At 42.4% G+C, this 24,936-nt stretch carries 20 protein-coding genes and 4 tRNA genes; 14 read left to right on the forward strand and 10 right to left on the reverse strand.

The genetic code is table 11. The features are described from left to right. Positions 1–27: 27 nt before the first annotated feature. Positions 28–657: a BLUF domain-containing protein gene (locus tag QL898_RS01695; protein WP_201547946.1), complete on the forward strand. Its 630-nt coding sequence runs from the start codon at positions 28–30 to the stop codon at positions 655–657. A 116-nt stretch (positions 658–773) separates the two neighbouring features. Here QL898_RS01695 and QL898_RS01700 read toward each other — a convergent pair whose 3' ends face one another. Then, positions 774–2,210 (reverse strand): FAD-binding oxidoreductase, encoded by a 1,437-nt coding sequence (locus tag QL898_RS01700; protein ID WP_290175566.1) that lies wholly within the window; start codon positions 2,208–2,210, stop codon positions 774–776. 336 nt (positions 2,211–2,546) lie between these two features. Between QL898_RS01700 and serA the strand changes: the two genes are divergently transcribed. Next, the gene (gene serA, locus QL898_RS01705; protein ID WP_290175567.1) at positions 2,547–3,773 is read left to right on the forward strand and encodes a phosphoglycerate dehydrogenase; all 1,227 of its coding nucleotides are present in this window, start codon (positions 2,547–2,549) and stop codon (positions 3,771–3,773) included. A gap of 149 nt (positions 3,774–3,922) precedes the next feature. Here serA and QL898_RS01710 read toward each other — a convergent pair whose 3' ends face one another. The 5 genes from QL898_RS01710 to QL898_RS01730 all read right to left on the reverse strand — a co-directional run bounded on the left by QL898_RS01710 (position 3,923) and on the right by QL898_RS01730 (position 9,450). After that, positions 3,923–4,921: a rhodanese-related sulfurtransferase gene (locus tag QL898_RS01710; protein WP_356638367.1), complete on the reverse strand. Its 999-nt coding sequence runs from the start codon at positions 4,919–4,921 to the stop codon at positions 3,923–3,925. A gap of 290 nt (positions 4,922–5,211) precedes the next feature. After that, positions 5,212–6,339, reverse strand: a complete 1,128-nt coding sequence (locus QL898_RS01715) for an HNH endonuclease (RefSeq protein ID WP_290175569.1) — start codon at positions 6,337–6,339, stop codon at positions 5,212–5,214. A 155-nt stretch (positions 6,340–6,494) separates the two neighbouring features. Continuing rightward, positions 6,495–7,076, reverse strand: coding sequence for a tetratricopeptide repeat protein (locus tag QL898_RS01720; protein ID WP_057758462.1), 582 nt, complete (start codon positions 7,074–7,076; stop codon positions 6,495–6,497). A 413-nt stretch (positions 7,077–7,489) separates the two neighbouring features. Next, entirely contained in the window at positions 7,490–8,098 is a 609-nt protein-coding gene (gene metW, locus QL898_RS01725) for a methionine biosynthesis protein MetW (RefSeq protein ID WP_290175570.1), read from the reverse strand. After that, the gene (locus QL898_RS01730; protein WP_290175585.1) at positions 8,095–9,450 is read right to left on the reverse strand and encodes a homoserine O-acetyltransferase; all 1,356 of its coding nucleotides are present in this window, start codon (positions 9,448–9,450) and stop codon (positions 8,095–8,097) included. The genes metW and QL898_RS01730 overlap by 4 nt, the downstream gene beginning before the upstream one ends. Positions 9,451–9,918: 468 nt before the next feature. Between QL898_RS01730 and hemH the strand changes: the two genes are divergently transcribed. Next, entirely contained in the window at positions 9,919–10,938 is a 1,020-nt protein-coding gene (hemH, locus tag QL898_RS01735) for a ferrochelatase (RefSeq protein WP_290175571.1), read from the forward strand. 116 nt (positions 10,939–11,054) lie between these two features. Here the strand turns inward: hemH and QL898_RS01740 are convergent, their stop codons facing one another. From QL898_RS01740 to QL898_RS01755, 4 genes are all read right to left on the reverse strand, one after another. Further along, positions 11,055–11,429, reverse strand: a complete 375-nt coding sequence (locus QL898_RS01740; RefSeq protein ID WP_290175572.1) for a hypothetical protein — start codon at positions 11,427–11,429, stop codon at positions 11,055–11,057. 288 nt (positions 11,430–11,717) lie between these two features. Beyond that, entirely contained in the window at positions 11,718–12,176 is a 459-nt protein-coding gene (locus QL898_RS01745) for a hypothetical protein (RefSeq protein ID WP_290175573.1), read from the reverse strand. A 364-nt stretch (positions 12,177–12,540) separates the two neighbouring features. Continuing rightward, positions 12,541–15,519 carry a DNA polymerase I gene (gene polA, locus QL898_RS01750; protein WP_290175574.1) on the reverse strand — a complete coding sequence of 993 codons (2,979 nt, stop codon included), beginning with the start codon at positions 15,517–15,519 and terminating at the stop codon, positions 12,541–12,543. Between the two features lie 266 nt (positions 15,520–15,785). Beyond that, positions 15,786–16,199, reverse strand: a complete 414-nt coding sequence (locus QL898_RS01755; protein WP_191114742.1) for an Ohr family peroxiredoxin — start codon at positions 16,197–16,199, stop codon at positions 15,786–15,788. Between the two features lie 267 nt (positions 16,200–16,466). Between QL898_RS01755 and QL898_RS01760 the strand changes: the two genes are divergently transcribed. The 11 genes from QL898_RS01760 to QL898_RS01810 form a co-directional block, all read left to right on the forward strand. Continuing rightward, entirely contained in the window at positions 16,467–17,369 is a 903-nt protein-coding gene (locus tag QL898_RS01760; protein ID WP_201547955.1) for a hypothetical protein, read from the forward strand. 205 nt (positions 17,370–17,574) lie between these two features. Beyond that, positions 17,575–19,170 carry a peptide chain release factor 3 gene (locus QL898_RS01765; protein WP_057758477.1) on the forward strand — a complete coding sequence of 532 codons (1,596 nt, stop codon included), beginning with the start codon at positions 17,575–17,577 and terminating at the stop codon, positions 19,168–19,170. A 202-nt stretch (positions 19,171–19,372) separates the two neighbouring features. Further along, complete coding sequence (locus tag QL898_RS01770) at positions 19,373–20,224, forward strand: RsiV family protein (protein WP_290175575.1); 852 nt, start codon at positions 19,373–19,375, stop codon at positions 20,222–20,224. Positions 20,225–20,381: 157 nt separating this feature from the next. After that, on the forward strand, positions 20,382–21,599 hold the full coding sequence (locus QL898_RS01775; RefSeq protein WP_290175576.1) for an FHA domain-containing protein: 1,218 nt from the start codon (positions 20,382–20,384) through the stop codon (positions 21,597–21,599). A gap of 174 nt (positions 21,600–21,773) precedes the next feature. Continuing rightward, a complete protein-coding gene (gene trpE / locus QL898_RS01780; protein ID WP_290175577.1) occupies positions 21,774–23,270 on the forward strand; it encodes an anthranilate synthase component I in 1,497 nt (498 codons plus the stop codon). A 192-nt stretch (positions 23,271–23,462) separates the two neighbouring features. Next, a tRNA-Thr gene (locus QL898_RS01785) sits at positions 23,463–23,538 on the forward strand. A 67-nt stretch (positions 23,539–23,605) separates the two neighbouring features. Beyond that, positions 23,606–23,689, forward strand: a tRNA-Tyr gene (locus tag QL898_RS01790). 84 nt (positions 23,690–23,773) lie between these two features. Continuing rightward, a tRNA-Gly gene (locus QL898_RS01795) sits at positions 23,774–23,847 on the forward strand. A gap of 103 nt (positions 23,848–23,950) precedes the next feature. After that, positions 23,951–24,025: transfer RNA gene (locus tag QL898_RS01800), tRNA-Thr, on the forward strand. Between the two features lie 209 nt (positions 24,026–24,234). Next, on the forward strand, positions 24,235–24,552 hold the full coding sequence (locus tag QL898_RS01805) for a DUF6122 family protein (RefSeq protein WP_238069759.1): 318 nt from the start codon (positions 24,235–24,237) through the stop codon (positions 24,550–24,552). A 278-nt stretch (positions 24,553–24,830) separates the two neighbouring features. Beyond that, positions 24,831–24,936 (forward strand): GTP-binding protein (locus QL898_RS01810; protein WP_087553676.1); only part of this gene is annotated, 106 nt, incomplete at its 3' end.

Consider the following 24,936-nt stretch of genomic DNA (forward strand, 5'->3'; position numbering starts at 1 on the left):
TTTGTTCGGCTGTAGGATCGTTTTATTATGCCCTTAACTCGTAGCAATAGAATCAAAAAATGGGATGAAATAGAAGAATCAGCATTGGTTCAGCTGGTCTATGTCAGTACGTTGACTCTTGGCTCGCGTTTGAGCACTTCTATTTTTGATGAAGTAGAAGGCCACGCACGTAACTACAATCAGCAGCATAACATCACAGGCACGCTATGCTACGGCAATGGTCACTTCTTGCAATGTATTGAAGGCAAAAAATCAGACGTATTTAATCTGCAAGAGCGTATCTTTGTAGATAGTCGTCATAAGAATGTAGAAGTGTTGCTATTACAAGTCATTAACCATCGCAGCTTTGCCGACTGGCGTATGCGCTTGCTGTTTTTAGAGCGCTGGCTATGGTCGCCTGCAACCAAAGAGCAAGCGGCGCAGCTTTCACCATTTTTGCCATTTGCACCGCACGGCTGGTCACCTGATCGTACTGAGCAGTTTTTGCAAATTATCAAAAATTTCGATACCCCGCCACATATCAAAGCAGCGGGCATCACTTACAATGCGTTAGGCAATATGTTCCGCCATATCGCGGCGCCGCATCAAGCATTTTTGATTATTCAAGGGTTTTTGAGTGTCTTGCTAGTTGTAGCGCTGGTACTGTTATATCTATAAATCATGTTTTTTTAAACGTAATTTTGGGTTTTCCAAATATAAAGTTGCAGATATAAAAAAGACGCTAGCCATTAGGTTTAGCGTCTTTTTTTTGAGATAAATCGTTAGCCTATCAATCACATATCAAAAATTTTGCCACGATTCATGATGTTATTAGGATCAAATACCTTTTTGACCTCTCGCAGATAATTGATCTCAGTCTCACTACGGCTGTATTGCAGATACGGCTTCTTGGTCATACCCACCCCATGCTCAGCAGACACTGAACCACCATATTTTTGTACCGTCTCAAACACGTACTTATTGACGACCTGACACTCAGCAAAGAAATCATCTTTATTCATATTCTCAGGTTTTAAGATATTGAGATGCAAATTACCATCGCCGATATGACCGAACCAGCAAACTTCAAAGTCTGGATAGTTGCTGCTGACAATGTGATCAATCTCTTCAATAAAGGTCGGCACGTGACTGATAAGGACAGACACATCATTCTTATAAGGCGTAAATACCGAAATAGTCTCCGAGATATACTCACGTAGTTTCCACAGCTCTGCTGCTTGCGTAAGGTTTTGACTCATCACCCCATCGACAACCCAACCTTGCTCCATACAATGCTCAAATATGGCCATGGCTTTGTCCATGATTGGCTCATAAGGCGCTTCAAACTCTAATAAGGTATAAAACTTGGTACGTGATTCAAACGGCTCTTGTACTTGACCATGTGCCATCAGCTTATCAATCGCTACATCGTCAAAGAACTCGAATGCTGTCAAATCAATTTGTGCTTGAAAGGCAGAGAGTACGTTCATCACATCGTTAAAGCTGTCCATGCCAAGCACCATGACGTTTAAGTCTTGTGGCTGACGTTCAAGTTTGATTTGCGCATGAGTGACAAGGCCAAGCGTGCCTTCACTACCGATGAATAGTTGGCGCAAGTCATAACCAGTAGCATTCTTTACCATGCCGCGATTCAGCTGCAAGATATCGCCTTTACCAGTGACAACAGTTAGCCCCATGATCCATTGACGAGTCATACCATAGCGAATGACTTTGATACCGCCTGCGTTGGTGCCGATGTTGCCGCCTATCTGACTAGAGCCTGCTGAGGCAAAGTCGACAGGATAGTATAAGTCTTTTGATTCAGCGAATTCTTGCAACTGTTGGGTGACGACACCGGCTTCGACTTCAACTATTCGATCGGCAGGATAGAACTGTCCAATCTGGTTCATTTTATCCATGCTAACGACTATCTCGCCATTAGCAGCCACGGCACCAGCAGAGAGTCCTGTACGACCACCGCTTGGGGTGAGGACGACGTTGTGCTCATTGGCAAGCAGTACGATAGTCTGTACTTGCTCGGTAGTTTTCGGAAAGACGATGGCAGCAGCAGCAGGGGCAAAGTGCTTGGTCCAGTCTTTACCCCAATGCTCTAGACTCTCAGCATCGGTTTTGATTTGGCTGGGATCGAAGTCATGGTTATCAGTGAGCGTGCTCAAGATGGTTTGCACGGCATTGGTTTCAGATGTGGGCTGAGCGGTAGTTGGCGTCATGGTCAAATCTCAATATTAGCGTAAGCACGATGCTGGGACTGTTTATTATATAGCGAAATAACTATAAATTCAGTGATGAGTCAGCTCGTAGAGGTAATAAGTGGGTGATAATTTCTACCTATAAGAAAAGGTAAGTAATAAACAATTGATTCGAGCGGTTTCAAACAGAATAATTCACTATAGCATAAAAATTTTTCAGGCTTGATAACCAATAATTCATCTAATCTGCTAACATCGGCGTCAAATTTTGTGTAAGATATCGGGACTGTTTTCGTTTCATCCATCATAGATTATCCAACAAGTAATCTTATAAAACAATTATAGGACAGTTCTCATATGGCGTTATCACTACAAAAAGACAAAATCCGGTTTTTATTGCTTGAAGGTCTACATGACAATGCCCTAAAAGTATTGGAAGGAGCTGGTTACCACAACATCGAGAATATCAGTCACGCTTTAGATCAAGACGAGCTGATCGAAAAGATCAAAGATGCTCACTTCATCGGTATTCGTTCGCGCACTCAGTTGACGCGCGAAGTACTTGAGCACGCACACAAGCTTATCGGCATTGGTTGCTTTTGTATTGGTACCAACCAAGTAGATCTAGACGCCGCTCGTGATCTTGGTATCCCCGTTTTTAACGCGCCATTCTCGAACACTCGTTCGGTAGCTGAGCTAGTATTGGCAGAAGTCATTATGCTGTACCGTGGTATTCCTGAAAAGAATGCAACTGTACATCGCGGCGGCTGGGGTAAGTCTGCGACCAACTCACACGAAGTGCGTGGCAAAACTATCGGTATCGTCGGTTATGGCTCTATCGGCTCGCAGCTGTCTGTCTTGGCAGAAAGCTTCGGCATGAAAGTCATCTATCATGATGCTGTGACCAAATTGCCACTAGGCAACGCGGTACAAGTTGGTAGCTTAGAAGAGCTACTATCAACGGCTGACATTGTGACATTGCATGTACCTGATGTACCAAGCACTCGCTATATGATGAAAGCTGAGCAGTTCGCTCAGATGAAAGAAGGCAGCTACTTTATTAATGCGGCTCGTGGTACGTGTGTTGAAATTGATGATCTAGCAGATGCGCTTGAGTCTGGTAAAATTTTGGGCGCGGCTATCGATGTGTTCCCAAAAGAGCCAAAGTCAGCTGATGAAGAGTTTGAGTCACCACTACGTAAGTTTGATAATGTGATTTTGACGCCACATATCGGTGGTTCAACCCAAGAAGCACAGGCCAATATCGGGCTGGAAGTAGCAGATAAGTTTGTTAGATACTCTGACCAAGGTGATACAGCGACAGCTGTGAACTTCCCAGAAGTTTCTATTCCGTTCAAAGAAAACTCGCATCGTCTACTACACATTCACAAAAACGTGCCAGGCGTACTGTCTCAGATTAACCGCCTATTTGCTGAAGCTGGCATTAACATCCTAGCGCAGAGCCTGATGACAGAAGGTGATGTTGGTTATCTAGTGATGGATGTCGATTACAATGATTCGACCGCTGCACTAGATCAGTTAAAAGATGTAGAAGAGACTATCCGCGTACGTATTTTATTCTAATATAGTCAATCTGCTTTCAAATTGGATTAACTGTATTAGTGCTAATAGTCTTGATACGCATTGAAGGTTTATCATAAAAAAAGAGAGGCTCTATCGATTAGAGCCTCTCTTTTTTATTTCACTTCTTTTTTATTGTACTAATGCTAAGTTTAGTTCGCTTTAGTGTTGTTTGCAGCTTCCGCTTGTAGACGCGCTTCCGTCTTAGCGGCTTTACGTTTTTCAATTACATCCATCACGTCGCTACCAATATGGGCTTCGCCACGCTTTTTGGCTAGCTGCATTTGGTGCTCACGCTCACGGAAACGGGCTTTTTGCTCATCAGTTGCCTTGTCGATACAGTGTGGGCATGACTCACCTTTAATATAGGCAGGGCTTTGCATATCATCGACAGTAATCGGCATACGGCATGCAAAACACTGCTCGTAGCTGCCTTTCTCCAAGTTGTGGTTGACCGATACACGGTTATCAAAAACAAAGCAATCGCCTTGCCACATAGAGTCACTGGCAGGGACTTCTTCTAGGTATTTTAGGATACCGCCTTCTAAATGATAGACCTCTTCAAACCCTTGCTCACGTAAATAGGCAGTAGATTTTTCGCAGCGGATACCACCCGTACAGAACATGGCGACTTTTTTATGCTTGGTTGGATCGAGCTCTTTTGATACGTATTCTGGAAACTCACGGAAGGTTTCCGTATTTGGATTGACCGCATTTTGGAAAGTGCCGATTTGCACCTCGTAATCGTTACGCGTGTCGATCAAGGTGACCTCAGGATCTGAAATTAGCGCATTCCACTCGCTTGGTTTTACATAGCGACCAACGGATTCCAATGGGTCGATATTCTCGACACCCATAGTGACGATTTCTTTTTTTAGCTTTACCTTAGTGCGATAAAAAGGCTGTGCGTCAGTATAGGACTCTTTAAAGGTAAACGTACCAATCGCCTCAATACTACGCAGGTAGCCAAGTACGGTATCGATACCTTGACGCGTACCAGAAATCGTACCGTTAATGCCTTCTGCAGCAATGAGTAACGTGCCTTTAACATCATTGCTTAGCATGGTATCTAAAATGGGCTCACGGAATTGCTCAAAATCAGCAAAGCGCGTGAACTTATATAGTGCGGCAACAACGATATTATTAGTCACACTATCGTATACAGGGGCTGACTTGTTGTCAGTTATCGCGGTTTCTTTGATATTACTATCTTGAGAGGTGCTCATGTCTTTCTCCTGCTGGCTAGGTCGCAAACCTAGTGCGTTGGTAATAAAAAAATAGATAGGTATATAACATTATCTCAATTGTGGAATTGGTTAATGCGCGCGTAGTGTAGCAAATTTTAGATGGGTTTTGAATAGTTTGTAATGCTTGGCTTGATGTTATAGAAAACAAAAAAGCCCAGTAAAATACTGAGCTTTTTATAAAGGATTTGATGTTTTCAACTTTGTTTATAAATATGTTTCCTATGATATTGTAAATACTTCTTATGCTCAGAAGAAATATTTGATAGTTTCATTTCTTTGTTGATAGATAAGGCCTGAAGGTCATTGGCACTGATTTTATTTGAGATTAGTATGTGACCTAAATCATCGAAACTTATAAAACCTGCATCAAAACACACATCCAAATTTGGTGATAGAAGTAAGCCGTTGTAAAGGCTAAGACGTTCTATGTCTCCGCATTCAGACCAAGGTTTGATATGAGATGCTCTTAATAGTTTTAGTTCCTTACATCCAGTGACAGCACAAGCAGACCAATATTCGATAAGACTTTGTCTAAACTGACCTTGACCAATACGTGATTTTACAATTGAGTCTCTTTCTGTACTACTACGACTTAAATACTCACTAACATCAGCAAGCTTATCTTCTCTTTCCATTTGTGCAGAAAGCATCCAAGCAAACGAATGAGCATCTAACAAGCTAACCTCATTTTTGAGTTCTTCAATTAGCATTATTTTGATAGTGCTAATAAGTTGCAAATAAACAAAGTAGTTTTCCCAAGAACAACGTTGACTAGTTTTGAACTCTATTCCTAATAATGAGAATGCTCTATCAAAATAAGTAGGTGCGATAGGTAAATATTTTGAGTTATCTTTAATAAAATAAAGATAAGCTAAAAGAGAATAATTCCTTCCAAAAATTTTAATCAACTCATCAAATATTTGTTCGTCATTTGATGAATGATAAAGGTTAAACAAAACGCTCTCAATTTCCCCTGTCTTAACAGGGTTACCAATTGCTTCAAAAAGTGGTTGATGTGGTCGATTTTGTTCGCCATAGCGATTTTGCCATGGAACTAAATTATTATCTGAAAACTCAATGGCCTCGATGGTTGCCAATACAATTTTTCCACTTCCAATATCATAATTTTTCCATGTATGAAACGAAAGCTTATTGCGAGCAACTCTGTAAATCTGATACTTATATCCTTCTTGTTGATCTGTATAAGGATGTGAAGCAAAAGACACAAAAGCTATATTTGACTTTTCTTCCACAAACTTTATAAAAGCATCGTACTGTTTTTCAAATAGGTATGGGTTTATTATTGAGGTAACTGTTTGCATGACATTCCTTCGACTTAGGAGGCTACAAGTTTGTTTATTAGGCGTATATGATTAAGCTGATTTCACTTTATATAACTTTTTTGCTTTCGTACACAAAAAATCCAGCTCAAAGGCTGGATTTTCATTTTTAAACTAAAACTGTATGTTACTAGATACTATTTACTCTGGAACCAAGTATCCGCTTTGCTACGAGCACTAGCGATATCATCACTCGATAAGTTTAATGCCAACTGACCAATTTTACCACGTGCCTTGTTACGGACTTTTTCGTCTAGCATGCCATCACGGGCAGCCAAGTCATACCATTTATAGGCATCGACCAGATTTTTTTGCTTTTCATCCAATAGTGCAAGCGTGTAACTGGCACGATTATCGCCACGCATCGCAGCTTTTTCTAACCACAGACGGGCTTGTTGTAAGTTAGGCTGTACGCCTTCGCCGCGCAAATACATGATGGCAAGATTCAACTGAGCAGGGGCAACGCCTTGCTGAGCGGCTTTGGTATACCACTGGATTGCTTGTTGGGTATTTTGCGCAATTCCTTCACCTTTTTGCAAACGCTTGGCCAGATAGAACTGAGCGTGATCGTTACCTTGGGCGGCACGACTAGACAACTCGCTCACAGGCATAAGCTCAAAACGTGAGGTATCAAGCGGTACATTTGATATTAACTCAGCATTGGCTAAACCAGCACAAGAAAATAATGCAGTAAACAACGCAGCTTTTAATAATTTCATAGCAGCTCCAAAATTAGGCAGTTAATAAGCAAAAAAAATTGTAACGCTAAACATTGTCTCGCTAAAGACAGTCAGACGGCGATAACAATTAGGTGGAATCTTGCGATATGAACTTACCTAATCATTAGCAAAAGGGGGTTGTCATCTCTAAATCAGAGATTTCACCTTAACTGATTAGACAAACGGTCGTAATAGTGGGGTGGCTGACAATATTTTGCTAGCTTAACACCCAAACTTACGAAACTCAAATACTAATTACAAGGTCTAATAGACGTTTGTACCTGATTGTCCTTAACAAAATCAGACAGTTACTAAAAAATTATATTAAGTTAACAATATATTAAGGTTGATATCAACTTATGTGGCACTGTTTAGCAGTCTATAAAACATCAAGATAGCTGATAATTTAACGGTTACTTTTTGGTCACTCGGTAGATAGCGACGTCTGCTAACAAGTTAGGCGCTTGCCTAATTAACGCCTTCATCAAAGGTGTGTGACCTTTTTTAGAATCACTAACCGCAAAACGATTAATAATATGAATATCATGCTGCGCACATAACAGCTCAAAATCTTTGAAAGTACATAGGTGAATGTTTGGCGTGTTATACCATTCGTAAGGCAGCGCTTCAGAGACAGGCATCATACCTTTAAGCCCTAAATGAATGCGGTTTTGCCAATGCGCAAAGTTAGGGAAGGTGATGACGGCTTCACGGGAAACTCTCAGCATATCAAGCAACAACTCATCAGGTGCTTTTACTGCTTGTAGGGCACGTGCCATGACGACCGTATCAAAGCTGTTATCAGCAAAGCGCGCTAGACCATCGTTGAGATCCTGCTCGACAATTGATAAGCCATTGCCAATCGCCTCATTGATTTTGTCTTCATCAATCTCTAGTCCGTAACCTGTCACGCCTAGTTTGTGCTGTAAGTGGGCAAGCAGCTCGCCATTGCCACAACCTAAGTCCAATACATGTGCTTGCGGCGCAATCCAGCGCTCTGCCAGTTGGTGATCCATTCTCATGAGCGCTTTCCTGTGGCTGGGCGGCTAGGGGTAATAAATGGCGCATTCAAAAACCCTTTAACCGCACCCATGTAGCGAGGAATATCAAACAAGAAAGAATCATGTCCGTGCGGCGCGTCAATATTGATATAGCTGACTGGTTTGCCAGTGGCCATCAGCGCATCAACAATCTCTTGCGAGCGCTCAGGTGCAAATCGCCAGTCAGTGGTAAATGATACAACCAGATATTGGCATTGTGTATGGGCAAAGGCTGCTTTGAGCGCAGAAAGCTCTTGCTGACGATCAGACTCAATATCTTCAATCGTCGTTACCGCATCTTCTAACTCACTCTGTGCATTCGCTTTGCTAGATTCGACTGACGCCGCGATTGAGTCTTCTATTTGTACTGCCGACTCTGTAGTGTCTTTTACTACGGTTGATGGGTAGTCGCGCGTCGGATCAAAGTAATCTAAGGCTTTGGTCATGAGTAGATAAGTATTGGCATCGAAGTTTTCACTAAAGCGCTCGCCTTGATAGCGTAGGTAGCTTTCGACCTGAAACTCGACATCGTAGCCGTACATAAATTTGCCAGATTTTAAATCACGACCAAATTTTGCTTTCATCGCGTCATCAGTTAAATAGGTAATATGTCCAACCATACGTGCCAATATCAGTCCGCGACGAGGATAAGTGCCTTCTTGTATATAGCGCCCGTCTTTAAAGTCAGGATCGGATAATATAGATTGGCGCGCCACTTCGTTAAAGGCGATATTTTGAGCAGATAGCTTTGGCGTGCTAGCGATAACTACACAGCGTTTTAATCGCTCTGGATAATCAACAGACCATTGTAGCGCTTGCATACCGCCCATTGAGCCGCCGACAATGGCGTGCCAAACGTCAATGCCTAGACGATCTGAGAGCATTGCTTGGGTTTTTACCCAGTCTTTAATCGTGATCAGCGGGAAATCAGGGCCATACACTTGTGGCTCATTGCTACTATTTGCATCAAGGCTGTCCGAACCAACGCTATCAGGGTTAATAGTGGTAGGCCCTGTTGAACCAAAACAGCTGCCGATATTATTGACACATACTACATAGAACTGATTGGTATCAATCGCTTTATTAGGGCCAATCATATTGTCCCACCAGCCTGATTTTTTATCATCAGCGCTATGGAAGCCAGCTGCATGATGATTGCCCGATAACGCGTGGCAAATCAGAATTGCATTTGATTTGTCGCTATTGAGCGTACCGTAAGTCTCTACCATCAAGTCAAAAGAGGGCAGGGTACGGTTGCATTCTAACGTTAAGGGCTCAGAAAAATGGAAATTCTGAGGCGTAACGACACCCACTGATCCTACAGCACTGTCAATATTGGCTGAGCTATTGGGGTGAGGTTGTGAATCAGGATGCTGGTCACTGGTATTATCAGAGCGTGCGTTCAAAGCTACCTCGCAAGACTACAATCATCAATAAAATAAAAGCAAAATAGCACATTGCTAACAGGCTATTTTAGCTACACGGTTTTTATAAACTGGGCCTGCCTATTGTATGGTGATGCGCGTTGGAGTACAACCGTCGAGCATGCCTTTCGAGCGTATCGATCGTAGTTTTTATGGAACATACTTTATAAATGAATAACGAGCAAGCCGCCAGCATCAAGTAATCAAGAGTTAATAAATAGCAACTGCGTATCAAATTGTATAGGGGCGCTTTTAGCCCGCGTCATTAATAGATAAAATGCTACACTAATAAGGTGTTCATTCAACTGTGTCTTAACAGTGTCGTCTCTTATTATTTTGACCTCACCCTTAATAACTTACTGCTAATAAAGTGCTGCTATGAAACCTAAATTGCCCCCACGTATTGCCGTTTTGTTAGTGAATCTTGGTACACCAGATGAGCCAACGGCACCTGCCGTACGTCGCTACCTTAAACAGTTTTTGTCAGACCCACGAGTGATTGAGATTCCCAAATTTCTATGGGCCATTATTCTGAATCTATTTGTCTTACCAAGTCGTCCTAGGCGCGTAGCAAAGGCTTACGCGAGTATCTGGGAAGGTGACTCACCGATTCGTAAGATACTAAAAAGCCAAGTTGAGCTATTAGAACCACGTTTGGCTGATAGTGTGGCACCATTTCGAGTCTCTGTGCATCCTGCGATGAGCTATGGTAATCCTGGTTTACCTGATGTGATGGACGCGCTACGTGGTGAAGGGGTCGATCACTTTGTCATACTGCCGTTGTTTCCGCAGTATTCTGCTTCTTCAGGCGGCGCAGTATATGATGCGCTGACGAAGTGGACGCTAAAACAACGCAACTTGCCAAATTATACGATTGTCAAAGATTACTTTGCCCATCCGCTATATATTCAAGCTTTGGCCAACTCTATTCGCCGTTTTCAAGAGAAACATGGCAAGCCTGAAAAGTTAATGTTTAGTTTTCATGGTATCCCACAGCCTTATGCTGATAAAGGCGATCCGTATCCTAAACGTTGTAAATGTACCGCTGCGCAAGTGGCGCATGAACTTGGCCTGAACGATGACGAGTGGATTATTAGTTTCCAGTCACGCTTTGGCAAGCAAGAGTGGGTCAAGCCGTATACTGATGTAGTATTGGAAGATTGGGGTCAGTCAGGTGTGCGCTCGGTACAGGTGATCAGTCCGGCGTTCTCGGCAGACTGTCTAGAAACACTAGAGGAGCTAGCCATTGAAAACCGTGATAACTTCCTTAATGCTGGCGGGCAAGAGTATCATTATATTCCTGCGTTAAACCTTGATGAGACACATATTGAATTGCTTGAAGCGCTGAGCTTACCTTTAGTAAAAGGTTGGGCTGGCACGCTAGATGGCTGGGTTTAGACAGTCAAGAGTAGCTATCGTGGTGAATTGCATAGAAAAATAAGAAAAAGCACGCTTAACTATATTAAGCGTGCTTTTTTTGGTTTAGAGGGGTAGATCAACAATCGTATCAGGTTCTAAAAATCATCATCGTTGCTACGTTCAGCCGCTTCTCTATCCACAATATCCATCGCATCTGGATAATCACTGTCATCAATATTATCCTGAACCAAAATCTCATCGACCCGTGACTCATCGATATTTTGACGATGCGCAGGCGTGAGTCCTTGGATCGCATCACTACCGACTTCTGAGTTGTTGAATCCTGCACTATTATCAATCACATCATCGTTATCGATGGTATGCAGCATAGGATTGTCCAAATCAACCAATTGGTTGTCTTGTTCATCCTGATTGCTGCTATCTAAGTTATCGACGTTGTTATTATTGCCACGACGATTACCGTCAATATGATCCATCTCTTCTGGTAATGGGTTTTTTGAGTTTTCCATGAATAATTCCTTATTGTAGTTATTAGATGTCGCCATCATTAAAAGTAAAAATATCGCGCTGGCTTGTTAAAGCATCGCTCATTGCAATGTAGATAATATGCTTCTCAGTTTGTACGCTTAATCAACTTTTCACTAGTATTAAGGTGTGACAGGATGTTCAAAAAATGTAAGACGATAATTAGAACGCAAAACGACTACTCAAAATGAGTAGCCGTAATTGTTTATAAAATTTGTGTTAAGTCTCTATAAGGTAGCCAGATTGCTAAATAAGAAATCAAAATTATAGTGTTAATTATTGGCGTGGTCGAACTTGTAATTTAACTTCTGTACCAGACATGACTGATAGTCAGCCAGTTTAAATCGCCATAAATAGGTCAAGGCAATACCATAAATGGCAGTCTCAGCCAGCTCTTCGACAATTTCACCAAATGTATGCGGAAACATAATAGCGTTCTCGCCCATGTACTGAATGATAGCCAGTACAGTAACGCTAAGATAGAGCGAAACGGGCACGTTTTTTAGCACTGCCCATAGGTAATGCCTCGAGTAGACAAGCAAACCAAGCGCGACGAGATAAATAACGGTAAGGACGCTGTCCTCCCACCAGTCATAAGACTGACCAAACATCGAAAAGTCGCTTGGAACCAGTAAGTCCGGTAGATAATTCAACTCTCGACGAATGACAGAGACAAATATAAGTACGGCTGCTAGCCAAAAAGCCTTAATTTGTTTGACATGACTTTTCATAACATATTGTGAACTGCGCAATAGGCATATTATCAAAAGTATAATGCCAGGGACTTCAATGATGCCATCTGAACTCAAAATAACTGGCTCCTGCGTATCAAAAAGAATGTGTTAAAAACAAAAAAGTGAGCCCAAAGGCTCACTCTAAAGCAAAAATATCGAATAGTTAGGGTTTAACAGGTGATCTATTATAAACCCCGTACCCAGATATTACTGTTATGAAATATAACTAACTGGTCATAAGTGATTGTTAATATAAACAATATATAATGAATTATTGTAGTGTTAGTTATCAAAAACTGTCATATCTGCAAGGTACATCGATAATCATACCTTGCATGCTTGATAAAATGGCAGTTAGTGATTAGTGCGCCTCATCCCAGTTTTGACCGCTATCAGTCTCGACTAATAAAGGCACTGCAAAGTCGACGTTCCAACCTTTTTCTACTGCCGTAGTCGTCAAGACATCTTGCATAGCATCGGTAATTAGCTGGCTAACTTCGTCTACTTTATCGGCATCCACTTCGAACACCAATTCATCGTGAACCTGTAGCAGCATCTTGGCTTGCTCTTTTGGCAGCACTTTATCAACGGCAACCATAGCAAGCTTGATTAAATCAGCAGCAGAGCCTTGTAGTGGGGCGTTAATCGCCGCGCGCTCAGCACCTTGCTTGACCATACGGTTACTATGATTGATATCAGGCGTATAGAGCTTACGGCCCAGTATCGTCTCGACATAACCTTGCTCATAAGCGCTAGTACGAGTATTGATCATATAGTTTTTGACGCCTGGATAGCGCTCAAAGTACATATCGATATAGTCTTGTGCTTCGCCGCGACTCATCTGTAGCTGCTTGGCAAGTCCAAAGGCGCTCATACCGTATAGTAGACCAAAGTTAATGGCTTTAGCGTTACGGCGCTCGGTTGAAGTGACGTCTGCGACATCTTTGCCAAGCACTTCGGCAGCAGTAGCCGCGTGAATATCTAATCCTTCGTTAAAGGCATGGGTTAGGTTTTTATCACCTGAGAAGTGCGCCATTAAACGAAGTTCAATTTGTGAATAATCCGCAGCCAAAATAACGCGACCTTCCGGTGCGATAAAAGCTTGACGAATTAAGCGACCAGTCGCAGTACGAATAGGAATGTTTTGTAAGTTAGGATCTGTCGATGACAAACGTCCAGTGCTCGTTAATGCCTGATGGTAGCTAGTGTGTACGCGATCGGTTTCGCTATCCGCGACATTATCCAGCGCATCAGTATAGGTGCTTTTGAGCTTAGATAATCCGCGATACTCTAGCGTAATATCGACCAATGGATGATCGATTTTTGATAGTACCGCCTCACCAGTCGAGTATTGACCAGACTTGGTTTTTTTACCACCAGCGACGCCTAGCTTTTCGAATAGCATCTCACCAAGCTGCTTAGGAGAGCCAAGATTGAACTCTTCACCAGCTACTTCATAAGCGCGTTTTTCTAAGGCGATAATTTCTTCATCGAAGCGTTTTGATAGCTCGTTTAAGAATGAACGTTTAATCAAAATGCCATGCGCTTCCATTTGGCAAAGTATCTCTGCCGTTGGAATTTCTAGCTCGTGTAGTAATTTGGCATTATTGGCATCGTTAGCCAGCTCAACGCTGAACACGTCAAATAATTGATAGGTGATATCAGCATCTTCACAGGCATAGTCGCTCGCGATATCGATGGCCACTTGGTCAAAGGTAACTTGCTTAGCGCCTTTACCTGCTACATCTTCAAAGCTGATGGTTTGCGTTTGTAGGTAATGACGTGCCAAATCATCCATACCGTGGCGAGTGGCTGCCGCATTGATGACGTAGCTGGCAAGCATGGTGTCCATTGCCCAGTTATTTGGCTGCTCATGTATGGCGCCAACTAGGTCGATATCATAGTGAGCGAGGATATGCGCATCATACTTTAGATGTTGACCGATTTTACCGATATTTGGGTTCTCTAGTACAGGTTTTAAGCGAGCTAATACTGTATCGCGATCAAGCTGCTTGGCTATTAGCTCATCACCTTCTAGGCTATGCGTAAGCGGAATGTAATACGCTTCATGTGCTTGCAATGCGAAAGATAAACCGACGATTTGTGCATCACGCCAATGAACGCTAGTGGTTTCGGTATCAATGACAAAGTGCGGAGCAGCTTCTAATAGTTCTACCAAGCTATCAAACGCTGGCTTGTCGAGTACAGAGTGCCACGCTTTATCATGGTTAGTACTGTCTTTGATGCTGTCGGTATTGGTGGATTGGAGCGATTTTGCTACCTGTGCCTGTGACTCAGTATTGGCTTGGCTATCAGCAACACTTTTAGAGCCATTAGCAGGGTGATTGGGATGATCAAGCGATGCCAGCTCATTTCTAAACTCAAGCTCATTATATAAGTCGCGCAATTCATCTATATGCGCACAAGGATCGGTATTGATTTTTAGATCATTCCAATCTTGACCGATGGCTAAGTTAGTGACGATGGTAGCAAGCTTTCTGTTAAAAGGAATGTCGTCGGCGTGTTCAATCAGACCTTTCGCCCCGCGACCTTTAATAAAGCCGATATGCTTGAGCATATTTTCGATATCACCATACTCAACGAGCAGGTCTTTAGCGGTCTTTTTACCGATACCAGGTACGCCTTTAATACCGTCAGAGGCATCACCCATTAGCGTTAAGAAATCGATCATTTGGTTTGGGTTAATACCGAATTTATCGATTACCGCTGGTGTATCCGTGACTTTACCCGTAAAGCTGTCTTCCAGTATCACGCAGTCGTTGACCAGCTGCATCATGTCTTTATCACCCGTCGAGATGACCACATGATGACCTTGCTCGACAGCGCGATGGGCAAGTGTACCGATAATATCATCCGCTTCTGCACCTTCGATACGCAACAGCGGAATACCTAATGCGGTGACCAAACGATGAATATAAGGTATCTGCTCTACCAGCTCGACATCGATGGGCGGGCGAGCAGCCTTGTAATCAGCAGACATATGATGGCGAAAAGTCGGTGATTTGGTATCGAAGCAAACAGCCATATGAGTAGGGTGATAGCGACGCATCAGTTTTAGTAGTGCGTTGAGTGTACCGCGTATCGCATTGGTGATTAAGCCCTGCGAGTTTTGCATGGTTTTTGGCAAGGCGTGATAAGTGCGGAACAGATAATAGGATCCATCAACCAAAATAAAAGGCGGCTGATCTTTGTCTACATGACTGGTATTCATTAGCGCCACGTTAGGCATGCTATCGAAGTTCGGTAATGCTTTGGGGTCAAGCGCTTGGTGAGAGTTGTGGTCGTTATCGGTGGTATTGTCAGCTATGTCATCAGTCATAAAAGTCACTTATCAGCTATTAGATAAAAATATATACGCTTATTATAACGATAAAATTAGCGCGTGCCGAACTGCTTAACCGTTACGAGATGTTCTATCGTGTTCTTTTTTATTGAAATCTACACTGAGTTTTCGATATTTCATGTCTAGGATAAATAAATTGCTAAAAACAAAAAAAGAACCCAGATAATCTGAGTTCTTTTGGTATTGGATGACTATCGGCTATTTGTTATTAAATAGATGTTAATAACGAGTCTCTGAATGCATTATTTTACTTCTGATGAGACTTCGACATCGATGTTACCGCTGGTTGCTTTCGAATATGGGCATACTTCATGCGCTTTTTCGACCAATTTTTGGATCTCGTCAGCAGATAGGTCTGTATTATCAGCGATGACGTGAATTTTTACGGCAAGCTTATATTCATGATTGTCACCTTGTAGTAGGTCTACAGAGGTCTCAACAGTTGAGCCAAATGTTGCGCTTTCCATTTTTTTGACTACGCCCAAAGCGCCATCAAAACAAGCGCCATAACCCATCGCAAGTAATTGCTCAGGATTATTACCTTTTTCATTAGCGCCTGGTGGTACCATATTGATTTCAAGATCGCTATCGCTTAAGGTTGCTGTACCCATGCGGCCGCCAGTAACAGTAGATTTGGTAGAGTATAGAGATTTCATGACACATCCTTTGTTGTAAGTTTTAATGTTTATATTTAAGTGGTAAATCTTAATATGAAACTTAGCATAACAAATCGCTCACGCAGCTCAGTGCATAGAGAGTAAATATATACTGCTAGTTTGTAAATGAGATTTCGAGCTCAGTTTTATTCGTTTTTATATTTACAAGCTTATCTTATAGGCGTCAAAGAGGTACAATAGCGGTAATGAGCCATATATACGTTATCAGTACGGATAATAGAATCTGAATCATAAGGACATTGTTTGATGAATAGATGGATTGCGATACCTAGTGTTTGTTTTTTGACGACGATTGCTTTGATAGGATGCGAAGAAGAAGACGGCGCTTATGGGTCGGCTAGTAGCAAGATTACATTGACAAGTTTTGCTAATAGTTACGATAGCAAAGCCAATGCTACGGCAGTTGCGCGAATTGATGAAACGTATCGTACTGGTGCGCGCGAGATCAAAACAACCAATCTCATCAACAGTTATAGCAATCAAAGCCTGAATGATTTAGACAGAACCGTGCTAGCAGATGACTTCGAGGGTCGACTTGAAAATAAAGACATCGAGGTTGATAATCGGACGGTCAAACGCCCTATTTATGAAAAAAACACCAACAACCAGCTAGACTACCAAACCACTTATAAGACGCTTAACTTATCAGGGCTGCGTGCGAACAGCTATGTTGCTAGTACAAATATGAACAATAGATACGGTATTATTACCGACTTAAACAACTATTCTGAAATTCCGACCAATGTTGCTTTTCCTGAAGGATCGGTTTGTTATATCCCTGTGGTAACCAGTGAGCGTTCGTTTTTGGCATTTAATGAGAAAAACAAGACTGGTTACGCCTCAATAGAAAGATGGATTGAAGTGGCCAAAACCCGCTTTAGTGCAGATAGAGATCACAGAACTTCTCAGTTCGGAGTGGGCGTAGGCAATCAGCAACAAGCCGCGCAAGTTATGTTTTTTGAGTACGATGATCAGCCTGCTTATGAATATAGCGGTGTTGAATACGGAAAAGACGTCTATGAAGCAAACTATGTCGCCAAAGGTAGTACCGATCCGAACACAGACAGTCGTTTTGACGTAGTCGATTGTACAATCGTCAATGAAGTGGCTGGCGACTTCTTAGCTGAGCAAATCGAACGCTACTACTGAGATGAATTGATGGCTATTAGTCGTGCTACTCAAGCATGATAATCGCAATTAGAAAGCCAAAAAACACGCTTCGTTTAAATAACGGGGCGTGTTTTTTTATACGCTAATTCTGCACCCTGATGCTAAATCCGCTACAATACACCCATTATTTATTTTATTTGTTTAGAGTCACTTCTAAATCACATAACTGTTGAAGCTGAAAATTATGAGCGTAGATCCAAAGAAATTAAACAAAGAAGTTGCTAAGCGCCGCACCTTTGCCATTATCTCGCATCCCGATGCTGGTAAGACCACCATGACCGAAAAACTCCTGTTGTGGGGTCAAGCGATTCAGGTAGTGGGCGAAGTCAAAGGCCGTAAGACCGATCGTCATGCCACTTCAGACTGGATGAGTATGGAGCAAGAGCGTGGTATCTCAATCACCACGTCTGTCATGCAGTTCCCGTACAAAGACCACATGGTCAACCTATTAGACACCCCAGGTCACGCCGACTTTAGTGAAGATACTTACCGTACTCTGACCGCAGTGGATAGTGCGCTGATGATGGTCGATGGTGCAAAAGGTGTCGAAGAACGAACCATCAAGCTGATGGAAGTATGTCGTATGCGCGATACGCCTATCATCTCATTCGTCAACAAGCTAGATCGTCAGATTCGTGAGCCGCTTGAGTTGCTTAGCGAAATCGAAGCCGTTCTAAAAATCAAATGTATCCCAGTAACTTGGCCTATCGGTATGGGTCAAGACTTCATCGGTGTCTATCATTTGACTGAAAATAAAACTTACTTTTATGAAAAAGGTAATGGCGGCAAGATGACGGTCTCTGAGACTCGAGAAGGCTACGATTATCCAGATATCCGTGAGCGTCTAGGACAGTTGATGTTTGATGCTTTTGAAGAGTCACTTGAGCTGGTACAGATGGCGCTAGAAGAGTTCAGTGTTGAAGCATTTTTGGCTGGTGAGATGACGCCAGTATTGTTTGGCACGGCATTGGGTAACTTTGGGGTAAACATGGTACTTGATACCTTGGTCAAATATGCACCGCCGCCAAAAGCACATCCAACGACTGAGCGTGAAGTATCAGCCACCGAGACAGATTTTACGGGCTTCGTCTTTAAGATTCAGGCCAATATGGACCCGCGTCACCGTGACCGTATTGCGTTCTTGCGAGTGTGCTCTGGTAAGTACGAAAAGGGTATGAAAATGAAACATGTGCGTCTGGGTAAAGACGTACGTATTGCCGATGCGCTGACCTTTTTAGCAGGTGACCGTGAGGCGCTAGAAGAAGCCTATCCAGGTGATATCATTGGTTTGCATAACCATGGCACTATCTCTATCGGTGACAGCTTCACTGAGGGCGAAGAGTTGAGCTTTACGGGTATTCCGCATTTTGCTCCTGAACTGTTCCGCCGTGTGGTACTAAAAGATCCGCTCAAATCAAAAGCCCTGCAAAAAGGCCTGCAGCAGTTAAGTGAAGAGGGTGCAACGCAAGTGTTTATGCCGCAGATTAACAATGATTTGGTTTTGGGTGCGGTCGGTGTCCTACAGTTTGAAGTGGTCGCGCATCGTCTAAAAGAAGAGTACAAAGTTCAATGTACCTTTGAGCCAGTATCGATAGCTACGGTACGCTGGATTCATTGCGATGATGAAGTAGCATTGGCGAAGTTCAAGAAAAAAGCCCATGACCAACTATCATTAGATGGTGGTGGTTATTTGACTTACCTTGCACCGTCACGTGTCAATTTACAGCTGATGCAAGACCGCTATCCAGAAGTGACTTTTAGTAGCACTCGCGAACATTAAATTTATTTATATGCTTATATCGTTTATTGATTAAGACACGCCAGCCGTGTCTTTTTTATTGCCTGTGTTTATGACTTAAATAGTAAGAGTCAGATAATCGTTCGCTTACATCACCTCAAAAACGTGAACAGTCTTCCTACAATACATTGCAATTGTTACGGTAGAATATTGAATGGCATTTTATATTTGTAGAAGAGGACATATGCACACTACGACTCAAACTGATGATAAATCTATATCGGCTGATCTATTTTCGATGAAGGTAAGCCAGAGACGTTCAATTGCTATGTTGACTGGCAGCCTATTGTTAAGTGCCGTTAGTATGTCGGTAAATGCAGGTAGCTTTATTAGCAGCACGGAGTATCTACCGTATCAATTACCCAGTAATATACAAGAGACGTGTGACAAGCGTGATAACTGTCCAGAGATTGAAGTTAAATATCTCAAAAGCAGTCAAAACTGGATAGATGAGATTGCCAATGCCCGTATCGATAATATGGTCGTCAATAGCCAGATGACAGAGTCAGCACCTATTAAGGGTAAAAGCAGCGAAAAAAAAGTTACGGATGCTCTTGATAGCTTTGTGAGTTCGCAATTCCAAGATATGCCTGATGATGTGTCATGGGGTTATAATCTGATGGTAGCGCCCAATTACTTAGGTCATGTCGATGACTTTGAGCTGTTTGAGATCAGCTCCTATGTTTATACTGGCGGTGCTCACGGCATGCCTTATAGCGAGTACCTAGTATTTGATCCAAGTACCAAAAAGCAAGTCACGCTTGACGACATGCTTATATCAGGGCAAAAACCTCGTTTTGAGGCGCTTGTTTATGATGCTTATAAAACGTGGGTTAAAACGGTTGCTGAGGACGTAAGCAGTTATGAGAAAAACTGGCCATTTACATTAAGCGATAATGTGACTTTGACTGACACAGGCATTAGCATTCGTTATCAGCATTACTCTATCGGTCCATATGCTTACGGTATGCCTATCCTTAATATACCGTATAGCAGGCTCGATCAAGTTATAAAACCTCGCTTTATACCAAAGTAAATACTGTATGGTGTTTGAGGAAAGTACTCAATCAACCGTACTAGGCAAACATTATTAAAGAAATAGCGACAATACTTATCATAAACTGGCAGTAATATTTTAGAGTTATTATTTTTAGCATCATTGGATATTCAATAGAAAAATAAGGAGTTATAACATGACAAACGAGACAGACAGTATGAATACGGCAGCAAGTACAACTTGGCAGCTGAATGCATTGACGGAAGCATTAGGTGACCTGACACTGACGGTTAGTGATAGCTTATCTATAGGTCGTGGTAGTGACAACGACGTAGTGCTAGGTAGCAAGCAGGTTTCTCGCAACCATGCAGTGCTCAGTGTGCTAGATGGTCAGCTGTACGTAAAAGACTTAGATTCTTCTAATGGCACGTTTATCAATGAGCAACGTATCGAAGGCAATGAATCTAGTCATCTAAAGGCAAACGATACGCTTGGCTTTGCAAGTTTTAGCTTTCAAGTACAGGAATCTACTGCACCTGTGACGACGTCAGAGAGTGAGGCACTAGCGCCAGTGACCACAGAAGAGCCAGTAGCAGATGCAAATACACATGAGAATGATGATACAGCTGCCGTTACAGACACTCCTACTAGTGAGCCTGTGACCGAAGAGCAAACAGGCAACGAGCCAGTGATCAAAGAAACTGGTATCGAAGAAATGTTACCTGCTACAGATGATACTGTACCTGTAGAGCCTTTACCTGTAGATGCCGGCTCAGATATGACCGAAGACTCAGTCACTCCTACGAACGAAACCGTTGAACCAGTTATTGAAGAACCAACTGTTGAAGAGTTAGCTACCGAGGAAGCCGTTTCTGCAGAGCCAGTTGTCAAAGAAACAGGTATTGATGAAGTACTGTCTGGCGCGGATGCGGCATCGCCTACGCCAGTAGAAGAAAAGCCAGTTGCTACAGAAGTAGTAACTGGCGCATCTGTACCAACGGCAACTGAAACAGAGGCTGTGACGTCTACAGAGTCATCACATACAGCATCTACTGATAGCGCGCCAGTGGTAGAAGAGCAGCTAGCAGTGCATGAAGAGCCAGTAATGCATGAAGAGCTAGCAGTCCAAGACGAACACGACAAAACGACGAAAACAGAGCTACAAGAAGAAGCTAACCCTGAAGTTTTAAAAGCCAAACAAGCCGCTACGGCACAGTTTTCAGGCACGGCTAATTTAGGGCAGCCGCGCGATCTTGGTACCGAAGGCAATAATGCGATGGATCAAGAAATCAGCAATCCTGCCCATGCAGGTCATGTAGAGAAAAAAGCGAGCGGCGGCTGGTTTATATGGGTATTTGTGACCATTCTAATTATCGGTTTGGCATTATGGTTGTTTAATATGGGCGGTGCATAATTCAACTCTACACTAGGTCTTTGTCGTAATTTTTGATAGAGAGCCTTGTTATGATTACCGTTTTTTAAACAAATGACTCATTATAGCGTCGATATTTTAGCGAATATTGGCGCTCTATTTTTAGAGCAGCTTATAGTTTTATTATTGCCTATAAGGTGCTAAGAGAGCGCTATTATGATGACTTTTGAAGAATACCAAGCCCTTAGAGATAGAGGTTTTAGTCACGCACCGCTAGTAAAAAAGCGTCTGATGGATGCGCAGACTCCCGTATCTGTATTCTCCAAAGTACGTGATCTAAATGGCTCTGCCTATTTGTTTGAGTCTGTGGTAGGCGGCGAGCGCTGGGCACGATACTCCATGATTGGATTGGGTAGCGATCTGATTTTGCAGTACGCTGATGGCAATATGACGACCAAACGAAATGATCATATCGATACAGAGTCAGTAGAGAATCCCTTTGATTACCTGCGTGAGCTGATGGCGCAGTATCACATGCCAACCGCTGAAGATGTGCCAACGATGCCGAGCTTTAGTGGCGGTCTAGTCGGTTACTTTGGATACGATATGGTACGTGTTATTGAGCCAAGTGTCGGTTTATCTGATGCGCCCAATCCAATGTCGATGCCAGATATGTGGCTGATGCTTTCGATGAGCGTGATTGTATTTGATAATTTAGAGAATACGCTGTCAATCATCGTCTATGCTGATTGCCAGTCTGAGGATGGCTACAGTTCAGCTATTCGTGAGCTAGAACAAATCGAGGAAAAGCTAGCAGAGCCATCAAACCTGCGCGCACCCGTAATGCCTACGCCTAAATTTATATCGCAAACAGGTGCCGAAAAATACTGTAGCGATGTCAATAAAATAAAGGACTACATTGCCGCAGGTGACGTCATGCAGGTAGTACCAGCGCAGCGCTTGACAGCGGACTATACAGGTGACTCTCTAGCCGTCTATCGTGCGCTTCGCTACCTAAACCCATCACCGTATCTGTTTTTGGTGCATGGCTATACACTCGTCGATCACAAACGCTTTGATATTATCGGTGCTTCTCCTGAAATCCTATCCCGTATCGAAAATGGCAAAGTGACAGTAAGGCCGCTGGCAGGGACACGGCAACGTGGCCGAGATGAGGCTGAAGACCTAGCGCTTGAGCAAGAGCTGTTAAATGATGAGAAGGAGACAGCCGAGCACTTGATGCTCATTGATTTAGGTCGCAATGATATTGGCAGCGTTTGCGAATATGGCAGTGTTAAAGTCACAGAAAAGATGTTTATAGAGCGCTACTCACAAGTAATGCATATCGCATCTAATGTTGAGGGTACGATACGAGCTGACAAAGATGCACTAGATGTGTTTTGTGCCACTTTCCCAGCTGGGACGTTATCGGGTGCACCCAAAATCCGTGCTATGCAAATTATCGATGAGATAGAACCGGTGCGCCGAACAGTGTTTGGTGGTTCAGTTGGTTATTTAGGTTGGAATGGTAATATGGACACGGCCATTGCTATCCGTACTGCGGTGATGCGGCGTGGTGAGATACATATTCAAGCCGGAGCAGGGGTTGTCGCTGATTCTGTTCCAGAAAAAGAATGGGATGAAACCAATAAAAAAGCATTGGCATTAATAAAAGCGGTAGAAATGGCCTGTAATGGCTTGCGTATTCGCTAATTAAATAGCCAGTGATATGATAAAAATAAGGGCTGCAAGTAAAAAGCCAATTTATCGTCATATTTTTATTTATAAAAAAACCAGATTAATCAGTGACTTAAATATTTATATCAAATTAATTTAAAAAAAGATGAAAAAGTACTTGCGCATCTCAAAAAATTTGATAGAATAGCCACCACTTTAAGAGAACAAGCCGACTTAGCTCAGTTGGTAGAGCAACTGACTTGTAATCAGTAGGTCGCCAGTTCGATCCCGGCAGTCGGCACCATCTCTCTTAAAGTAGCTTTTTATGAATTTGTCTTAAATGTAAGTCATTTTTGTTCAAAGCAACCTAAGGTGGGGTTGGGGAGCGGTCAAACCCAACAGACTGTAAATCTGTCGCGAAAGCTTCGAAGGTTCGAATCCTTCCCCCACCACCATATTTTCTAAAGTTTGTCATAGCGCCAAGCATACTCTCTATATCTCATAACTCTCGATTAGAGTTATCCTGAATAAGAGTAAATGCGGGTGTGGTATAATGGTAACACCTTAGCCTTCCAAGCTAATGACGCGGGTTCGATTCCCGCCACCCGCTCCATATATACACCATCGCAAAGCATAACAATAAATCATCACGAGAGTCAGTAATTATTGCTGCATCGTGATATTTTTTTTAGTGCAGTTCAAAGGTTTCAATATACGCTCATATAGCTCAGCGGTAGAGCACTCCCTTGGTAAGGGAGAGGTCTCGAGTTCAATTCTCGATATGAGCTCCATTTATTGTTTATACCTTTTATGCTTGTTTTGCTATTTATATAACTTTGCGTCGATATCGAAATTATAGAATATTGAAATATATAACAGTAGTGCGGTAGACAATGATTCAAAGGTAACACTGAGGTGTTGCCTTTTAGTGCTGTCAGTATATTAATAAATGTTGGTTTTGATGGTCTTATATAGAGAAGACTAAAACTAATAGGTCAGTATGCAGACATTAATACATTATTTTTTGCACTTTGGTTTCCCTCTTTTTATTGCGATTGCGTTTTTTAGAAAAGAGTGGAAAAAAGCATATCTGATTTTGCTTGCGACCATGCTAGTTGATATAGATCATCTGGTAGCAAACCCAATATTTCAGGCAAATAGATGTAGCATTGATTTTCATCCGTTACATACTTATTATGCGATGCTAGTGTATTTTGTTTTACTCTTTCTTCGTAAGCCTTTTAATATCATTGGAATCGGATTGCTGTTCCATATGTTAACGGATTTTACGGATTGTTTGATGATGTCGGTCAGCTAATATCGCGACCTTGCATATCAAGATAATTATACGGTTATAAGAAAGGTTATAATCAATTGAGCTTTATATCTACTAGTTAGAGAGAAGTTGATTTCGATTGAGAGATGTATGACTATTTAAGACAAGTCAGCGTATAATAACGGATACAAGAATTAGTTCGGAGCATTGTTTAAGCAGTGGTTCGTGCGGTTGATAGCTAGGTTTATGATGATTTAATTCTATTATGAGCCATTAAACAGCTTTTTATTGATCATTCACCAAAAAAAGAGGAAATACCCATGGCAAAGGCCAAGTTTGAACGTAACAAGCCACACGTCAACGTCGGTACAATCGGACACGTTGACCATGGTAAAACAACCCTTACCGCTGCAATCGCAACCGTAG

The organism is Psychrobacter sp. APC 3279, assembly GCF_030407795.1.
Taxonomy (GTDB): domain Bacteria; phylum Pseudomonadota; class Gammaproteobacteria; order Pseudomonadales; family Moraxellaceae; genus Psychrobacter.

Coding starts and splice junctions, on each gene's coding strand:
- QL898_RS01695 (WP_201547946.1), top strand. CDS start 28: ATGCCCTTAACTCGTAGCAATAGAATCAAAAAATGGGATGAAATAGAA.
- QL898_RS01700 (WP_290175566.1), bottom strand. CDS start 2,210: ATGACGCCAACTACCGCTCAGCCCACATCTGAAACCAATGCCGTGCAA.
- serA (WP_290175567.1), top strand. CDS start 2,547: ATGGCGTTATCACTACAAAAAGACAAAATCCGGTTTTTATTGCTTGAA.
- QL898_RS01715 (WP_290175569.1), bottom strand. CDS start 6,339: ATGCAAACAGTTACCTCAATAATAAACCCATACCTATTTGAAAAACAG.
- QL898_RS01720 (WP_057758462.1), bottom strand. CDS start 7,076: ATGAAATTATTAAAAGCTGCGTTGTTTACTGCATTATTTTCTTGTGCT.
- metW (WP_290175570.1), bottom strand. CDS start 8,098: ATGAGAATGGATCACCAACTGGCAGAGCGCTGGATTGCGCCGCAAGCA.
- hemH (WP_290175571.1), top strand. CDS start 9,919: ATGAAACCTAAATTGCCCCCACGTATTGCCGTTTTGTTAGTGAATCTT.
- QL898_RS01740 (WP_290175572.1), bottom strand. CDS start 11,429: ATGGAAAACTCAAAAAACCCATTACCAGAAGAGATGGATCATATTGAC.
- QL898_RS01745 (WP_290175573.1), bottom strand. CDS start 12,176: ATGAAAAGTCATGTCAAACAAATTAAGGCTTTTTGGCTAGCAGCCGTA.
- polA (WP_290175574.1), bottom strand. CDS start 15,519: ATGACTGATGACATAGCTGACAATACCACCGATAACGACCACAACTCT.
- QL898_RS01755 (WP_191114742.1), bottom strand. CDS start 16,199: ATGAAATCTCTATACTCTACCAAATCTACTGTTACTGGCGGCCGCATG.
- QL898_RS01760 (WP_201547955.1), top strand. CDS start 16,467: ATGAATAGATGGATTGCGATACCTAGTGTTTGTTTTTTGACGACGATT.
- QL898_RS01765 (WP_057758477.1), top strand. CDS start 17,575: ATGAGCGTAGATCCAAAGAAATTAAACAAAGAAGTTGCTAAGCGCCGC.
- QL898_RS01770 (WP_290175575.1), top strand. CDS start 19,373: ATGCACACTACGACTCAAACTGATGATAAATCTATATCGGCTGATCTA.
- QL898_RS01775 (WP_290175576.1), top strand. CDS start 20,382: ATGACAAACGAGACAGACAGTATGAATACGGCAGCAAGTACAACTTGG.
- trpE (WP_290175577.1), top strand. CDS start 21,774: ATGATGACTTTTGAAGAATACCAAGCCCTTAGAGATAGAGGTTTTAGT.
- QL898_RS01805 (WP_238069759.1), top strand. CDS start 24,235: ATGCAGACATTAATACATTATTTTTTGCACTTTGGTTTCCCTCTTTTT.